At 37.5% G+C, this 15,288-nt stretch carries 15 protein-coding genes; 13 read left to right on the top strand and 2 right to left on the bottom strand.

Features of this window, described 5'->3' with window-relative positions; all coding sequences use genetic code 11:
* The first annotated feature begins 11 nt into the window (after positions 1 to 11).
* The 4 genes from surA to sppA are packed head-to-tail and all read left to right on the top strand — an operon-like array spanning position 12 to position 4,874.
* Positions 12 to 1,334, top strand: a complete 1,323-nt coding sequence (gene surA / locus DES39_RS01640) for a peptidylprolyl isomerase SurA (protein ID WP_342773778.1) — start codon at positions 12 to 14, stop codon at positions 1,332 to 1,334.
* Positions 1,334 to 2,143, top strand: a complete 810-nt coding sequence (gene rsmA / locus DES39_RS01635; RefSeq protein WP_121144029.1) for a 16S rRNA (adenine(1518)-N(6)/adenine(1519)-N(6))-dimethyltransferase RsmA — start codon at positions 1,334 to 1,336, stop codon at positions 2,141 to 2,143. Before surA ends, rsmA begins: the two co-directional genes overlap by 1 nt.
* 2 nt (positions 2,144 to 2,145) lie before the next feature.
* Positions 2,146 to 2,967 carry a bis(5'-nucleosyl)-tetraphosphatase (symmetrical) ApaH gene (gene apaH, locus DES39_RS01630; protein WP_121144028.1) on the top strand — a complete coding sequence of 274 codons (822 nt, stop codon included), beginning with the start codon at positions 2,146 to 2,148 and terminating at the stop codon, positions 2,965 to 2,967.
* A 47-nt stretch (positions 2,968 to 3,014) separates the two neighbouring features.
* Positions 3,015 to 4,874: a signal peptide peptidase SppA gene (gene sppA, locus DES39_RS01625; protein ID WP_121144027.1), complete on the top strand. Its 1,860-nt coding sequence runs from the start codon at positions 3,015 to 3,017 to the stop codon at positions 4,872 to 4,874.
* A 62-nt stretch (positions 4,875 to 4,936) separates the two neighbouring features.
* On the opposite strand, the gene asnA is transcribed toward sppA, so the two are convergent.
* A complete protein-coding gene (gene asnA, locus DES39_RS01620; protein ID WP_121144026.1) occupies positions 4,937 to 5,929 on the bottom strand; it encodes an aspartate--ammonia ligase in 993 nt (330 codons plus the stop codon).
* Positions 5,930 to 6,372: 443 nt separating this feature from the next.
* Here asnA and DES39_RS01615 point away from each other — a divergent pair, with 443 nt between their 5' ends.
* From DES39_RS01615 to DES39_RS01605, 3 genes are read left to right on the top strand one after another with little or no spacing between them, the layout of a single operon-like run.
* Positions 6,373 to 7,143 (top strand): basic amino acid ABC transporter substrate-binding protein, encoded by a 771-nt coding sequence (locus tag DES39_RS01615; RefSeq protein WP_121144025.1) that lies wholly within the window; start codon positions 6,373 to 6,375, stop codon positions 7,141 to 7,143.
* A gap of 23 nt (positions 7,144 to 7,166) precedes the next feature.
* Positions 7,167 to 7,928, top strand: a complete 762-nt coding sequence (locus DES39_RS01610) for an amino acid ABC transporter permease (RefSeq protein ID WP_121144024.1) — start codon at positions 7,167 to 7,169, stop codon at positions 7,926 to 7,928.
* Entirely contained in the window at positions 7,915 to 8,637 is a 723-nt protein-coding gene (locus tag DES39_RS01605; RefSeq protein ID WP_121144023.1) for an amino acid ABC transporter ATP-binding protein, read from the top strand. The genes DES39_RS01610 and DES39_RS01605 overlap by 14 nt, the downstream gene beginning before the upstream one ends.
* A gap of 79 nt (positions 8,638 to 8,716) precedes the next feature.
* Here the strand turns inward: DES39_RS01605 and fabB are convergent, their stop codons facing one another.
* Positions 8,717 to 9,928: a beta-ketoacyl-ACP synthase I gene (fabB, locus tag DES39_RS01600; RefSeq protein ID WP_121144022.1), complete on the bottom strand. Its 1,212-nt coding sequence runs from the start codon at positions 9,926 to 9,928 to the stop codon at positions 8,717 to 8,719.
* A gap of 338 nt (positions 9,929 to 10,266) precedes the next feature.
* Here fabB and rsfS point away from each other — a divergent pair, with 338 nt between their 5' ends.
* From rsfS to DES39_RS01570, 6 genes are all read left to right on the top strand, one after another.
* Positions 10,267 to 10,584 (top strand): ribosome silencing factor, encoded by a 318-nt coding sequence (rsfS, locus tag DES39_RS01595; protein WP_121144021.1) that lies wholly within the window; start codon positions 10,267 to 10,269, stop codon positions 10,582 to 10,584.
* A gap of 6 nt (positions 10,585 to 10,590) precedes the next feature.
* Positions 10,591 to 11,061: a 23S rRNA (pseudouridine(1915)-N(3))-methyltransferase RlmH gene (gene rlmH / locus DES39_RS01590; RefSeq protein WP_121144020.1), complete on the top strand. Its 471-nt coding sequence runs from the start codon at positions 10,591 to 10,593 to the stop codon at positions 11,059 to 11,061.
* A gap of 5 nt (positions 11,062 to 11,066) precedes the next feature.
* Positions 11,067 to 11,519, top strand: coding sequence for an rRNA maturation RNase YbeY (gene ybeY / locus DES39_RS01585; protein ID WP_121144019.1), 453 nt, complete (start codon positions 11,067 to 11,069; stop codon positions 11,517 to 11,519).
* Positions 11,520 to 11,685: 166 nt separating this feature from the next.
* On the top strand, positions 11,686 to 12,558 hold the full coding sequence (corC, locus tag DES39_RS01580; protein ID WP_121144018.1) for a CNNM family magnesium/cobalt transport protein CorC: 873 nt from the start codon (positions 11,686 to 11,688) through the stop codon (positions 12,556 to 12,558).
* Positions 12,555 to 14,114, top strand: coding sequence for an apolipoprotein N-acyltransferase (gene lnt / locus DES39_RS01575; protein WP_121144017.1), 1,560 nt, complete (start codon positions 12,555 to 12,557; stop codon positions 14,112 to 14,114). Before corC ends, lnt begins: the two co-directional genes overlap by 4 nt.
* Before the next feature lie 190 nt (positions 14,115 to 14,304).
* Positions 14,305 to 15,225, top strand: a complete 921-nt coding sequence (locus DES39_RS01570; protein ID WP_121144016.1) for a glutamate/aspartate ABC transporter substrate-binding protein — start codon at positions 14,305 to 14,307, stop codon at positions 15,223 to 15,225.
* Positions 15,226 to 15,288: the final 63 nt, after the last annotated feature.

Here is a 15,288-nt window from a genome sequence, read left to right as displayed (position 1 = left end):
AATAATCAAGTATAAATAACAGACTAAGAATACTCAATATGATCAAAAAATTATTGCCCGTTATGTTTATTACATTATGTTTATCAACCAGTATCCACGCTGCGCCCCGCATCGTTGAAAGTGTGGCTGCCATAGTGAACAATAATGTTATTTTGACCAGTGATGTTAATGAAATGCTAAGCAGTGTAAAATCAAGTGCAGATCCTAAAAATTTGCCTGATGATGCCACGTTAAGACATCAAATCATTGAGCGATTAATCGTCGATAACTTGATTTTACAACAGGCGAGTCGTGCAAAAATTACAGTCAGCGATGACGAGTTAAACACAACAATCAGCGGTATTGCTAAAGGTAATGGCATGACTGTTGATGAACTTAGAGGTTATTTGTCAAGCATCGGTGTTCATTATTCAGGATATCGAGAGCGTATTCGTAATGAAATGCTAATTGATCGTGCTCGCATGAATGCGGTAAGACAACGGATTAACATCAGTGATAAAGAAGTTGATACGTTGGCCGATACGATTGCTAAGCAACCGATGAATAATCTTGAAATTAGTATTAGTCATATTATGATAGCAATTCCAGAAAATCCAACAAAACAACAAGTAGAGAGTGCGACTGCGAAAGCAAAAGAAGTTATTAGTCGACTAAAAAATGGTGAAAGTTTTGCAAAACTGGCAGCAACCTATTCAAATGATGAGAACGCATTAAAAGGCGGTAGTATGGGCTGGCATAAGCTTAACGAGTTACCAACCATTTTTGAAGAAAGATTAGTACGTGCTCAAAAAGGCGATATTATTGGCCCATTACGTTCTGGAGTCGGTTATCACATATTAAAAGTGGATGATACGCGTGCAGAAAAAGCCAAAGCGGTGACCATCAAAGAAGTCGATGCCAAGCATATCTTAATTAAAACCAACGCACTAGTAAATGATGACATGGCAAAACAGAAACTACTTGATATCCGTCAAGCAATTACTAGTGGAACAACCACCTTTGACGCCGCAGCAAAAACCTATTCCGAAGATCCTGGATCAGCGGAAAAAGGTGGCGATTTGGGTTGGAATGATCCCGATCGTTACGATCCAATGTTTAAAAGTGCCCTATTAAAACTTAAAAAAGGTGAATTGAGTCAACCGATTAAATCCTCCTTTGGTTGGCATTTAATCGAATTAGTTGGTAGCAGAAATGTTGATAAAACGGATATGGCACAAAAAGATCAAGCCTATCGTTTAATCTTTAATCGTAAATTCACCGAAGAACTACAAGTTTGGATTCAGGAGCTTAGAGGTGATGCTTACGTGAAAATTATGAGTGAAGATAAAGAATAATGAATAATCGCGTACATCAAGGTCATTTTGCGCGTAAGCGATTTGGCCAAAACTTTTTACATGATGAATCCGTCATTGCAAATATTGTTGCTGCAATACAGCCCAAAAATGATCAAGCGTTAGTTGAAATTGGCCCCGGTCTAGCAGCATTAACATTACCGGTAAGTGATCGCATTGATCACTTAACCGTAATCGAGATTGATAGAGATTTAGCCGCTAGACTACAGCAAAATCCCTTCTTAAAAAATAAACTGACAGTCATAGAACAAGATGCAATGACCGTCGATTTTACAGAATTATCAGCTAAGATGCAGCAACCGTTAAGAGTGTTCGGCAATTTACCTTATAACATATCAACCCCATTAATGTTCCATCTTTTTGAATTTACACATGCTATAAGTGATATGCATTTTATGTTACAAAAAGAGGTCGTTAACCGCCTTGTTGCTGGACCAAATTCAAAGACTTACGGCCGTTTGAGTGTCATGGCGCAGTACTATTGTCAAATCATTCCGGTGTTAGAAGTGCCGCCAACAGCATTTAAACCAGCACCTAAGGTCGAGTCTGCAGTTGTAAAATTAATTCCACATCAAAATATGCCCTATGTTGTTAATGACATTAAATCATTATCACGCATCACTACCGCTGCCTTTAATCAGCGTAGAAAGACGATTCGAAATAGTTTATGTCAGTTTTTTACTCCCGAACAACTTACTGAACTTGGCATTAATCTTGATTCACGTGCAGAAAATTTAACAGTACAACAATACTGCCAACTCGCTAATGCACATACCGATTTAGGTAGTTAACCATGTCAAATTTGCTCATTGGTGATGTACATGGTTGTTATAATGAGTTAATGCGCGTTCTTGAAAAAGCTAATTTTAGCCATGATGACACGATTTGGTTAACAGGTGATCTAGTTGCCCGAGGCCCCCAATCTTTAGATGTACTTCGATTTGTTAAACAATATAGCAGTCAAATACGCTTAACATTGGGTAATCATGATATTCATTTATTAGCCGTTTATGCAGGTATTAGCAAAAGTCATAAAAAAGATCATATCAATGATATCCTAACAGCACCAGATTGTGATGAACTAATCAATTGGTTAAGACGCCAGCCATTGGTACAAGTCGATGAGCCTTTAGGACTTATCATGGCACATGCAGGTATTTCACCACAATGGGATCTACCTACCGTATTAAAATGCGCCAACGATTTAAGTTCAGTGTTATCAAGTGATACTTATCCGTTATTTCTTGATGCGATGTACGGTGATTTTCCTGATTCATGGAGTGAGAATTTACAAGGATTAGAACGTCTACGCTACATCGCTAATGCCTTTACTCGTATGCGGTATTGTTATGCTGATGGACGCCTTGATTTTTATTGTAAAGATTCACCAAAAGAAACACCAAGTAAATTAAAACCGTGGTTTTTATTACCTAGCAAAATTCCAGAGCGATATAGTATCGCCTTTGGTCATTGGGCTTCATTGAAAGGAAAAGGTACCCCTGACAATATTTACGCTCTTGATACTGGTTGCTGTTGGGGGGGTAAATTAACGTGTCTTAGATGGGAAGATAAACAGTATTTCAAAAAACGTAATAAAGACGGCGGCAACGATTAATCTTTATATAAATAAAAATCTATCCACTCTTCATAAAAGGATTGACTATGTATTTTTGGCGCTCGATGGGTAAAATACTTAAAGGTATTTGGAAAATTTTAAATATCACCAGAGAAGTTATTTTAAATCTTATTTTCATTATTCTGATTTTATCCGTGGTGAGTATTATTGGCTTAGTCAGTGATCCTGATGGTATAAATAATACACCACAATCTGGCGTACTAGTACTCGATCTTGAAGGTGTCATTGTTGACTCAACACCTTATAAACAAGACTTTTATAAGTTAAGTAAAAAAATGAACAATAATAAGCCAGACTTAAAATTACAAAATAGCTTATTTGAGTTAACCCAGAAGATAGACCAAGCAACGAATGATCCGAATATTACAGGGATGATTTTGAAATTAGATAACTTTGTCGGGGGAGATTTACCTAACTTACAGTACGTCACTGAATATCTCAAAAAATTCAAAAATGCAGGTAAACCTATCTATGCTGTCGGTAGTAACTTCGATCAAAAGCAATATTATCTGGCCAGTATTGCGGATAAAATTTACTTAATCAACCAAGGTAGTGTCTCACTATATGGTTTTGCCACTAATAACTTCTATTTTAAATCCTTACTTGATAACTTAAAAGTTAATACGCATGTATTTCGTGTAGGAACTTATAAATCAGCGGTTGAGCCATTTTTAAGAGATGATATGTCTCCCGCTGCCAAAGAAAATACTACCCGATGGCTATCAACGATGTGGCGTAACTACCTTAATGATATCGCTCAAAACCGAGATGAGGAAGCAGATAATTTATCTCCAGCGCCAAATATCATGCTATCACGTTTAAAAGCTGTATCGGGCAATATCAGTGAATACGCGTTAGAAAATGGCATTGTTGATAATGTGGTTTCATCGCATCAAGCAGATCAATTGCTTAATAAAGCCTTTGATGCTGCACCTGAATTAAGTATATATGACTATCGACTGAATCCAACAAAAATGTCTTCGTCTGCTGAGCAGCGAGGCGAAATGGACATGGCCACCCCACTTATTGGCGTTGTCTTTATTGATGGCACAATTGCAACAGGGCAAAGTGCCAACAATGTGGCGGGTAGTGACAGTATTGTTAAACAATTACAAGAATTAGGAAAAAATAAAAATATCCGTGCTGTGGTATTAAGAATTAATAGCCCAGGTGGTGGTGTATATGCGTCAGAAGCCATTAGAAGTGAAATTGCAGCGCTACGACAACAAGATATTCCGGTTGTTGTCTCAATGGGGGGAATGGCAGCATCTGGCGGCTATTGGATTGCCACGCAATCGGATTATATTATTGCCAATCCCAATACCTTAACCGGTTCGATTGGCATATTCGGTATTATTCCAACATTTGAAAATACTTTAGCTCAGGTTGGCATTTATACTGATGGGGTTGCAACCTCGCCGCTTGCTAGCATGAATATTGCTCAAAATCTGTCTCCGGAAGCGAATGACTTAATCCAAATGAATATTGAATATGGTTATGACAATTTTATTTCACTAGTGGCAGAATCGCGCAATATGACCTATGAAGACGTTGATAAAATTGCTCAAGGTCAAGTTTGGTTAGGTGAGGAAGCAAAAGAATTAGGTTTGGTGGATGAACTCGGCGACTTTGACGATGCCGTAACTAAAGCTGCATCATTAGCCGGGTTATCTGACTATCAGCTCGACTGGCCGAAAAAAGAAAGCGATTTGTTTGCAATCTTATTTAGTGATTATTCTGCCATTTTACCAAAATCGTTAGCGCAATTGATTTATAATCAATTACCCATTTCTAATCAATTACAACAACATATTGCGTTTTGGGATAATCTAAGTGATCCTCAAAACCGTTATATATACTGTTTAAATTGTTCTGATATAAAATAATATCATCCAATTCATAGGGCGCTAATTAGCGCCCTTTTTTATCATCATAATATCTAATTTACTTATAATAAATGATGATACTGCTGTTTCGTTTTTTCGTCCCAAACGCTCGATTGGACTTGACCAATATGAGACAATTGCAATAATAGCATCGCTAATCTTGACTGACCAATACCACCACCAATTGTTTGCAATAAATCACCGTGCATTAATGCTTTATGCCAATCAAATTTTAAACGCTCTTGATCATGGGTTAATGCTAACTGCTTTTCTAATGCTCGCGGATCGACTCGAATCCCCATTGAAGAAACTTCAAACGCACTTTGTAATACCGGATTCCAGACAATAATATCACCATTTAAACCAAAGTGACCATCTTCATTTTGCGTGCTCCAGTCATCATAATCAGGCGCTCTGACATCATGTTTCTCGTTATTAGACAGTAAACCACCGATACCAATAATAAATACTGCACCAAACTCCTTAGCAATCGCATTCTCGCGCTCTTTGGCTGAAAAGGTCGGATAGCGTTTTAATAAACTCTCACTATCAATAAAGGTAATAGTTTGTGGTAAAAATGGTGTTAAACCGTACTGTTTAACCACTTCCGCTTCCGTTGTTTTTAACGCTTGATAGATTTTTTCAACCGTTAATTTTAAAAATGCGATCGTGCGATCTTGCGGTGCAATCACCTTTTCCCAATCCCATTGATCAACATACACGGAATGAATAGGCGATAACATATCTTCATCAGGTCTTAAGGCTTTCATATTAGTATAAAGGCCTTCACCTATAGCAAAATGATTTACGCTTAATGTTTTACGTTTCCACTTTGCCAGTGAATGTACTACTTCAAAACTGGCATCAGGAATACACTTAACTTTAACTTGGACAGCTTTCTCACTACCCGATAAATTATCTTGAACACCATCACCAATTTGACTTAAAATTGGCGCTTGTACTTCGATCAACGATAGCTTCTCAGCAAGCTGTTGTGCAAAATAGGATTTAACAAACGAAATTCGTTGTTGTGTTTCTTTAAATGATGGCTGCATAGCGTTCCTCAAAATATCGTGCTTATATCAGTAAATTCAACTGAATAAAATAAACCAGAAAACAAAATTATTCAAATTAATCTCGTTTTATTACACATTTCAACTGCCGAAAAATATATAAATGTGCCTAAATCCATTTCCAAGTTATAGTAGTAAATAAATTAGGCTATAATTTCACCTACTTAATAATGAACACAATGAGTAATTATAACGATCATAAAACTTATGCTTAAATTGGATTGAGTTAATATGCAATTTAACACTTTAATTTTAAATCTCAAACGCTCCCTTATAATTTTTAAATTAAATTTTAATTTAAAATTAAAGCATTATTATTCAATTCATTAAACTTAAACCGTCGAATAAAAACATAAATTCCCTTGCAATAAAACGAAATTATCTTTATATTCAATTACATTTTTATGCATATAAAAGGAATAAATATGTATTTTAGAATTATTGCGAGCCTCTTTTTAGTCTTAAATTTAATGGCAATAGCGAATGCGGCAACTCCGACTTATGTAGTTGGTTCTGGTGGAACTTACCGACCATTTGAATATGAAAATAGCCAAAAAGAGCTAGAAGGTTTTGATATTGATATCATTAAAGCAATTGCTGAAGTTGAACAATTCAATATCCAGCTAATTAATACGCCATGGGAAGGGATTTTTGCTACATTAGATAATGGCGAACGCGATATTATTATTTCTGGGATTACAATTACCGATAAACGTAAAATATCAGTTGATTTTACTCTGCCTTATTTCCCCGCAGAGCAAGTGATTGTCACGCAAAAATCCTCACCGATTAGCAATATACAAGACCTAAAAGGCTATAGTGTTGGTGTGGTAAATGGCAGCACGGCAGATGTGGTCGTATCAAAAATTTTAGGTAGAAATAGCACGGCAATCAAACGCTTTGATAATACGCCACTATTATTACAAGAGCTGTATGAAGAAGGCATTAATGCTGCGGTCGGTGATGTCGGTGTCATTAAGTTTTATATCAAAATGCATCCAGGCAAAGATTTTGATCTCGTCTATGACAATAATTTTGAACAACAATATTTTGGTATTGCCGTTGCAAAAGGTAACCAAGAATTACAAGATAAATTAAATGATGGATTGAAAAAAATTATCGCTAATGGTACCTACGCTAATATTTACACAACATGGTTCGATAATAACGTGCCTGTCTTACCATTTGAACAATAAACTCATCGGGCTTAAACGATTTTATGACTTTTAATTGGGATATTATCAAAGATTACTACCCTCTTTTTATAGAGGGTGGAATAATGACGCTCAAATGTACTGTTTTTTGCGTGGTGTTAGGTACCCTATGGGGATTAATACTGGGCATTGGCCGAACTGCTCACGCCAGACATGGTTTTTGGAAATACGCGCTTTATTTGTGTGTCCAGTGGCCAGTGCGAATTTATGTCAGTGCATTTAGAGGTACACCACTGTTTGTACAAATCATGGTGGTTCATTTTGCCTTGATGCCTTACTTAATTAATCCAAGAGATGGTTTACTGGTTTCAGATAGCTTAATTTCAGCAGAAACGGCGCGTATGCTGCGTTCTCAATACGGCGCATTCATATCTTGTGTTATTGCGATCACCTTAAATGCGGGTGCGTATATTTCCGAAATATTTAGAGCCGGTATTCAATCGATTGATAAAGGTCAAATGGAAGCCGCACGTTCATTAGGTATGTCATACAACAGTGCAATGTGTAAAGTGATTCTCCCTCAAGCATTTAAACGCATGCTACCACCTTTAGGTAATAATGCGATTGCGATCTTAAAAGACTCGTCATTAGGCGCAACAATTGGGCTGGCTGAGTTGGCATTTGCCGCCAGAACTGCTGGCGCGGCTTATGGTGTATACGGCGAACCGTATCTAGTTATCTCAGTTGTATATTGGTCTATGACATTTTTATTATCACTACTCGTTCAGTATCTGGAAAAAAGGTTAGGCAAAAGTGATTCACATTAATAACTTACAAAAACAGTTCGGGCAGACTCACGTATTGCGAGGCATCTCTTGCGATATCAGCAAAAAAGAGGTTATCTCCATTATTGGGCCATCGGGTTCAGGTAAAAGTACCTTTTTACGCTGCATCAATTCGCTAGAAGAGATCTCATCTGGTGAAATTACCGTTAATGGTTTCAACGTTCACGATCCTAAAACTAACTTAAATAAGTTGCGCGAAACCGTTGGCATGGTGTTCCAACGTTTCAACCTATTTCCACATATGTCGGTGTTAGATAACTTAATTCTCGCGCCAATGGATGTCAAAAAAATAAGCAAAGCTTCGGCAATCACCAAAGCCGAATCCCTACTCAATAAAGTTGGCCTTATCGATAAAATTGATGCTTACCCCTCGCAATTATCCGGCGGTCAACAGCAGCGAGTTGCGATTGCTAGGGCACTGATGATGGATCCTGAAGTGATGTTATTTGATGAGCCCACTTCAGCACTTGATCCCGAATTAGTCGGTGAAGTGCTTGCTGTAATGAAATCCCTTGCACGTGAAGGCATGACAATGATTGTTGTGACCCATGAGATGGGCTTTGCCAGAGAAATGTCTAACCGTGTGATTTTTATCGATCAAGGTATTATTCAAGAAGAAGGTCCACCAGAACAAATCTTTAATAATCCACAAAATGAGCGAACCAAGCTATTTTTAAGTAAAGTATTATAACCGTCAGATCATATCATCATGTAATGTCGAGTAAAAAGGGGCTTAATTAAGCCCCTTTTATCATATTTTTAAACAACCATTATTTGGCTAATTTTCGTAGCACAATTGCGGCATTCGTACCGCCAAAACCAAAACTATTCGACATAACCGTCGTTAGTTCTCGCTCAGTTGGCTGAGTAATAATATTCATATCTTTTGCCGCTTCGTCGAGTTCATCAACATTAATACTTGGCGTAATGAAATTATTTTCTAGCATAAGCAGAGAATAAATCACTTCTTGCGCACCCGTTGCGCTTAAAGAGTGACCGGTCATTGATTTAGTCGATGAAATTGCCGGAATATTATCACCAAAGGCTTCTTTAATCGCCCATAACTCTTTCACATCACCAACCGGTGTTGATGTGCCGTGAGTATTAATGTAATCAATTGGCGTATCGACATCAGCAACCGCTAGCTGCATACAACGTAAAGCACCTTCACCTGAAGGTGAAACCATATCATAACCATCAGAAGTTGCTGCATAACCAACAATCTCACCATAGATATGAGCGCCACGAGCAAGTGCGTGTTCAAGTTCTTCAACCACAACCATACCAGCACCACCAGCAATAACAAACCCATCCCGGTTGGCATCATAAGCGCGTGATGCTTTTTCTGGCGTATCATTATATTTGGTTGACAGTGCGCCCATAGCATCAAATTCACAAGACATTTCCCAGCATAGTTCTTCACCGCCACCGGCAAAAACTACGTCTTGTTTACCTAATTGGATTAGCTCAGCAGCATGACCGATACAGTGTACGGATGTTGCACAAGCGGAAGTCATTGAGTAACTAACACCTTTAATTTGAAACGGCGTAGCAAGACAAGCAGAAATTGCCGATGACATCGACTTGGTCACCGCATATGGTCCAACACCACGCAATCCCTTTTCTTTCATGCCTGAAACAACAGCATACTGTGTTTTTGTTGAACCACCATATCCAGCAATTAAACCTGTTCGTGGATTAGACACTTGTTCAGGTGTTAATTTCGCATCTTCAATTGCTTGTTGCATTGCTAGGTAGCCGTATATAGAGGCATCATTCATGAAACGAACAATTTTACGATCAATTAATCCGGTTGTATCTAATTTTACATTACCCCAAACATGACTGCGCATTCCGCTATCTTTCATTTCTTGCGAGAAAGTAATTCCACTTTTTCCAACTTTAAGTGAATCTAATACTTCTTGTTTGTTATTACCAATACTGGATAAAATACCTAATCCTGTTATTACAACTCGTTTCATTAACCTAAAGCTCCGCTTATTAAATATAATAGACTACATATATAAATTTGTAGCAATTATAGCGTACACTTGTAAGCTGAACAACAATAATTATTATTCCCTGCTCAATTTTATCTTCTTTACCTTTCAATTAAGTAAGTTGATCATCAAATAAATTGATAAGAAATGAACACTTGTAAGCTGACTGAGTTTGAAAGAATAGTACAAATTTTCCTGACAGGATGCAAAAATACACAATTAAAATTGACAAATATCTGATTTAACACCGTATTCAACCTACTCTATGTGCTAGAAATATGCTATAATTAATAAGAAACTATATATATGATAAGAGGGTTATTTTGCAGCAGTCACTTCAAGATTTCATTATTGATAAAATCGATGATTTAAAAGCTCAAGACATTGTTACTATTGATGTCCAAGGCAAGTCCAGCATTACTGATTTCATGATTATCTGTACAGGCACATCCAATCGCCATGTCAGTTCAATCGCTTCGCATCTCGTCGATGAAGCCAAAAAGCAAGGGCATTTAGTGTTAGGTAGCGAAGGCAAAAGCGATTCAGATTGGGTTGTCGTTGATATGGATACGGTGATCGTACACATCATGCAAGCTGAAAGCCGACAGCTTTATGAGCTTGAAAAGCTTTGGGCTTAGTTAAGTATGAAAATTCAGCTTATCGCAGTTGGAACCAAAATGCCGAAATGGATTACAACAGCATTTGATGATTATTGTTCTCGTTTTCCTAAAGATATGCCTCTTGAATTGATTGAAATACCCGCAGGTAAACGAGGGAAAAATGCCGATATCACTCGTATTTTAGATAAAGAAGGCGAGCAAATGCTTGCCGCTTGTGGCAAAGGCACTCGTATTGTTACATTAGATATTCCCGGTAAACCACTGACAACTGAAGAGCTTGCGATGCAGCTTGAAAAATGGAAAGTCGATGGCCGTGATATCAGTTTATTAATTGGTGGCCCTGAAGGTTTATCCCCATCATGTAAAACCGCAGCGCATCAGAGTTGGTCACTATCGCCACTCACCCTACCGCATCCGCTGGTGAGAGTGATTGTCGCTGAAAGTCTTTATCGGGCGTGGAGTATCACAACCAATCATCCTTATCATCGAGAATAATTCATATGGATACTATTATTTTAGATCTACAAATTGCCACTGAAAATGATGATAATCTGCCTAGCGAGCAGCAGATTAATCAGTGGTTAAACGTCATTTTGCCACCTTTTATGGCTAATGCTGAATTGACGATTCGAATTGTTGATGCCGATGAAAGCCAGCAGTTGAATCACACTTATCGACATAAAGATAAACCAACTAATGTGTTGTCATTTCCCTTTGAGTCGCCAATTGAGATCGAAACGCCGTTACTCGGTGATCTAGTAATTTGTAAAAAAATTGTTGAGCAAGAAGCACAAGAGCAAAATAAATCGCTATCTGCGCACTGGGCTCACATGATCGTACATGGTTGCCTGCATTTACTCGGTTATGATCATATCGAAGATGATGAAGCAGAAGAGATGGAAAGCCTTGAGATAGAAATCATGGCACAACTCGGATTTGATAATCCTTATTAAAACCCGATACAATATGCCTAGTTTTACTCTATTTAACTCGGCATATTCCAGTCACATCCCAATAAATTATCTAACTTGCATCTTGCAGTAATTTCATGATATTGATATTATTTTCAGTGCTATCTATATAACATTAACGTAATAATTTGAAAGGAAAAATAGTAAGATGAATGATGACAATCACCGGAGATCAAAAAAAGGATTTACGTTATGGTTAAGTCAATTATTTAATTCCGAGCCGCAAAATCGAGACGAACTAATCGAACTTATTCGCGATGCCAAAGAAAACAAGCTCATTGCTCCAGATACCTTAGATATGATTGAAGGGGTGATGGAAATAGCCAAACAACGTGTTCGCGATATTATGATTCCTCGAACTCAAATTGTACCTATCAAAGTCAATTACACGCTTGATGAATGTTTAGATATCATTTTTGAATACGGTCACTCTCGCTATCCGGTCATTAGTGAAGATCGTGATCACATAGAAGGCATTTTGCTGGCTAAAGATTTACTCACGTTTATGAAACAAGGCAGTGAATCTTTTGATATCAAAAAAATTCTTAGACCCGCAGTTGTGGTGCCCGAAAGTAAGCGTGTTGATCATATGTTAAAAGAGTTCCGTATGCATCGGTATCACATGGCAATCGCAATTGATGAATTTGGTGGCGTTTCCGGTCTAGTGACAATTGAAGACGTGTTAGAGCTCATTGTTGGTGATATAGAGGATGAGTATGACGAAATTGAAGATCGTGACATTCGTAAACTAGCCCCTTTTGTCTATACTGTTCGCGCACTGACCAATATAGAAGATTTTAATGAAATATTTAATACAAACTTTAGTGATGAAGACGTCGATACTGTTGGCGGATTAGTCATGCAGCAATTTGGCCGCTTACCTGTCAAAGGTGAAACAACCACGATAAAAGGCTACCAATTTAAAGTTGTTTTGGTCGATAAACGTCGCATTATTCAATTGCATGTCACTTTACCAACCGGTGCTGCTGAACCTGATTTAGAACATACCGAGCACGAATGAGACAAAAATTATCCATAAAATGCCTGCTAAGTTTTATCTTCGGTGGAATAGCGGTTTTTAGCTATTCCCCTTTTGACTACTGGCCACTTGCGTTTATCTCATTCGTTGGGCTTTTGTTATTTATCAATCAACAAACAGCCAAACAAACTGCATTGGTCGCATTTAGTTGGGGTTTTGGTTATTTTTTATCTGGGGTTCACTGGGTTTATATTAGTATTAAACAATACGGTGATGTTCCAACTATCTTATCAATTGGTATCTTGTTCCTATTGGTTGCATATCTTGCATTATACCCCATGATATTTGCGCTATTATTGCGGCTATTAAGAAAACACTGTCAGCCTTACTCATTTAAACAGTTTATCATTTTAGCGCCATTATTTTGGCAGCTCACCGAATATATTCGCGGTACATTATTAAATGGCTTTGCATGGCTAATATTTGGCTATAGCCAATTAGAATCGCCTTTAGGCGGATTATTTCCAATTCTAGGTATTAATGGTGTGACACTGACTTTTACCATTTGTAGTGGTATTTTTGCCTATGTATATTACCGAATTGTCATAAATTGGCAGCATTATAATATGTGTGGTAAGTGGCATATTTACAGTGCCATTTGCACCATAATAGTGATATTTACCGCCTCATTTTGGTTCAAAACGATTCATTGGACACAGATTGATAGCACTCGTCAAGCTAATATTTCGTTGGTACAAGGTAATATCCCCCAGTCTATACGCTGGAGTAGAGAACAATTAAATACCACACGTCAAACATACAGTGATTTAACTCAGCAGCATATTAAGACAAGTGATATCGTTATTTGGCCGGAAGCGGCGATCACTGATTTAGAGATCAATCAACAAAGTTACCTCATATCGCTTGATGAGCTGGCAATAGCCAATAATACAGCGGTTGCCGTCGGCATTATTGATCTTGTCCGTCAAGCGGATCAAACTCAGATTTATAATTCATTAATTGTATTGGGCGATACTCAGCCTTATCAATATCCAACTACAAACCGCTATCTCAAACATCACTTGGTGCCATTTGGCGAATACACGCCATTAGAGTCATTATTAAAACCGATAGCATCGATACTAAATATTCCAATGTCATCAATGTCATCTGGCCCAACTATCCAAAAACCATTGGTCATGAAAGGATTCCGCTTTTCAACGGTGATTTGCTATGAAGTGGTTTTATCTGATCTCATCTTACAAAACTTTGATGGGAATACTGACTTTTTATTAACTGTCTCCAATGATGCTTGGTTTGGCGATAGTATTGGACCTTGGCAGCATTTACAAATGGCCAGAGCAAGAGCATTGGAATTTGGCCGAACACTACTGCGAAGTACAAATAACGGTATTACAGCCGTCATTACTCCGCAAGGTCTAATCAGTAATCAAATCCCACAGTTTGAAACCACAACGCTCACGACAACGCTTAATCCAAGTATCGGACTTACGCCGTATGCAAGATGGGGAAACTATCTTTATTACATTCTATTACTTGCGCTAATTATTATCCTTTTTATCGGTAAAAAACGCTAAATAAAGTTATGGCATATTTCTTGCTTAATCATTAAAAAGATGTCGTGAATTAAGCTCAACCAAATGCTAGCAATAGCATAAGTATGCAAAAATAATACATTTATAATCAAAAATCAGTTATAATGTTCAGCTGCCAATAAAATATTCTTTATTTTAAAGGCAATACAATCTAAAGAAAGAGGAGATGAGTATGATTAATCAAAAAAAACCTACAGGTAAATTGACCCAGTTAATTTTATCTTTTGCTTTACTTGGATTAGTTCAATCAGTGGCAAACGCAGAAGAACTAACCGGGACATTAGCTAAAATTAAAGACTCAGGTGTCATTGTTGTTGGTCACAGAGAATCCTCGATTCCCTTTTCTTATTATGATAATGATCAAAATGTTGTGGGATATTCTCAGGATTACTCTAACCTGATTGTCGATGCAGTAAAAAAAGAGTTAAACATGCCAAATTTACAGGTGAAATATTTACCAGTAACTTCAAAAACACGTATTCAGTTACTTAATAACTATACTTATGACTTTGAATGCGGTTCAACCACCAATAACCTTGAACGCCAAAAAGTGGTCGACTTTTCAGATACTATTTATATCGTAGGTACCCGCTTCCTTGTCAAAAACGATGGAAAGATTAACAGTATTGACGATTTAAAAGGTAAAAATGTTGTTACAACAGCAGGTACAACCTCAGAAATTCGCTTAAATCAAATTAATAATAGAGATAATTTGAAAATGCGTATCATTACTCCTAAAGATCACAGTGATGCGTTTAAGGCACTTGAAACGGGCCGTGCCGCTGCATTTTTGATGGATGATGCCTTGCTCGCGGGCGAACGATCAAGAGCTATTGACCCAACACAATGGACTATTGTCGGCGAACCACTATCTTATGAAGCTTATGGCTGTATGCTTCGCAAAGGCGATACTCAATTTAAGCAACTCATGGATAAAGCCATCGCAGATGCTCAAACATCAGGGCAAGCATTAGAATCTTATAATCGTTGGTTTACTCAACCCGTACCACCTAGAGGGGCTAACATGGATTTAGAGATTTCATCTAAAATGGTAGAGCTTTTTGCTGCCCCTAACGATAACGCATTAGACTAATTTTAGTCTCGCTTATTTTGTTCATTAATGTACTGAGTATAGTAAATACTCAGTACAAAACTG

The organism is Orbus hercynius (assembly GCF_003634275.1).
In the GTDB taxonomy this organism is placed as follows: domain Bacteria; phylum Pseudomonadota; class Gammaproteobacteria; order Enterobacterales; family Orbaceae; genus Orbus; species Orbus hercynius.
Note: the sequence above shows the minus strand (reverse complement) of the source record. Positions and strands in the feature narration are given on the sequence as shown.

Bases quoted from the DNA above. Each gene is read 5' to 3' on its own strand.
- rsmA (WP_121144029.1), top strand. From the start codon at position 1,334: ATGAATAATCGCGTACATCAAGGTCATTTTGCGCGTAAGCGATTTGGC.
- apaH (WP_121144028.1), top strand. From the start codon at position 2,146: ATGTCAAATTTGCTCATTGGTGATGTACATGGTTGTTATAATGAGTTA.
- sppA (WP_121144027.1), top strand. From the start codon at position 3,015: ATGTATTTTTGGCGCTCGATGGGTAAAATACTTAAAGGTATTTGGAAA.
- asnA (WP_121144026.1), bottom strand. From the start codon at position 5,929: ATGCAGCCATCATTTAAAGAAACACAACAACGAATTTCGTTTGTTAAA.
- DES39_RS01615 (WP_121144025.1), top strand. From the start codon at position 6,373: ATGTATTTTAGAATTATTGCGAGCCTCTTTTTAGTCTTAAATTTAATG.
- DES39_RS01610 (WP_121144024.1), top strand. From the start codon at position 7,167: ATGACTTTTAATTGGGATATTATCAAAGATTACTACCCTCTTTTTATA.
- fabB (WP_121144022.1), bottom strand. From the start codon at position 9,928: ATGAAACGAGTTGTAATAACAGGATTAGGTATTTTATCCAGTATTGGT.
- rlmH (WP_121144020.1), top strand. From the start codon at position 10,591: ATGAAAATTCAGCTTATCGCAGTTGGAACCAAAATGCCGAAATGGATT.
- ybeY (WP_121144019.1), top strand. From the start codon at position 11,067: ATGGATACTATTATTTTAGATCTACAAATTGCCACTGAAAATGATGAT.
- corC (WP_121144018.1), top strand. From the start codon at position 11,686: ATGAATGATGACAATCACCGGAGATCAAAAAAAGGATTTACGTTATGG.
- lnt (WP_121144017.1), top strand. From the start codon at position 12,555: ATGAGACAAAAATTATCCATAAAATGCCTGCTAAGTTTTATCTTCGGT.
- DES39_RS01570 (WP_121144016.1), top strand. From the start codon at position 14,305: ATGATTAATCAAAAAAAACCTACAGGTAAATTGACCCAGTTAATTTTA.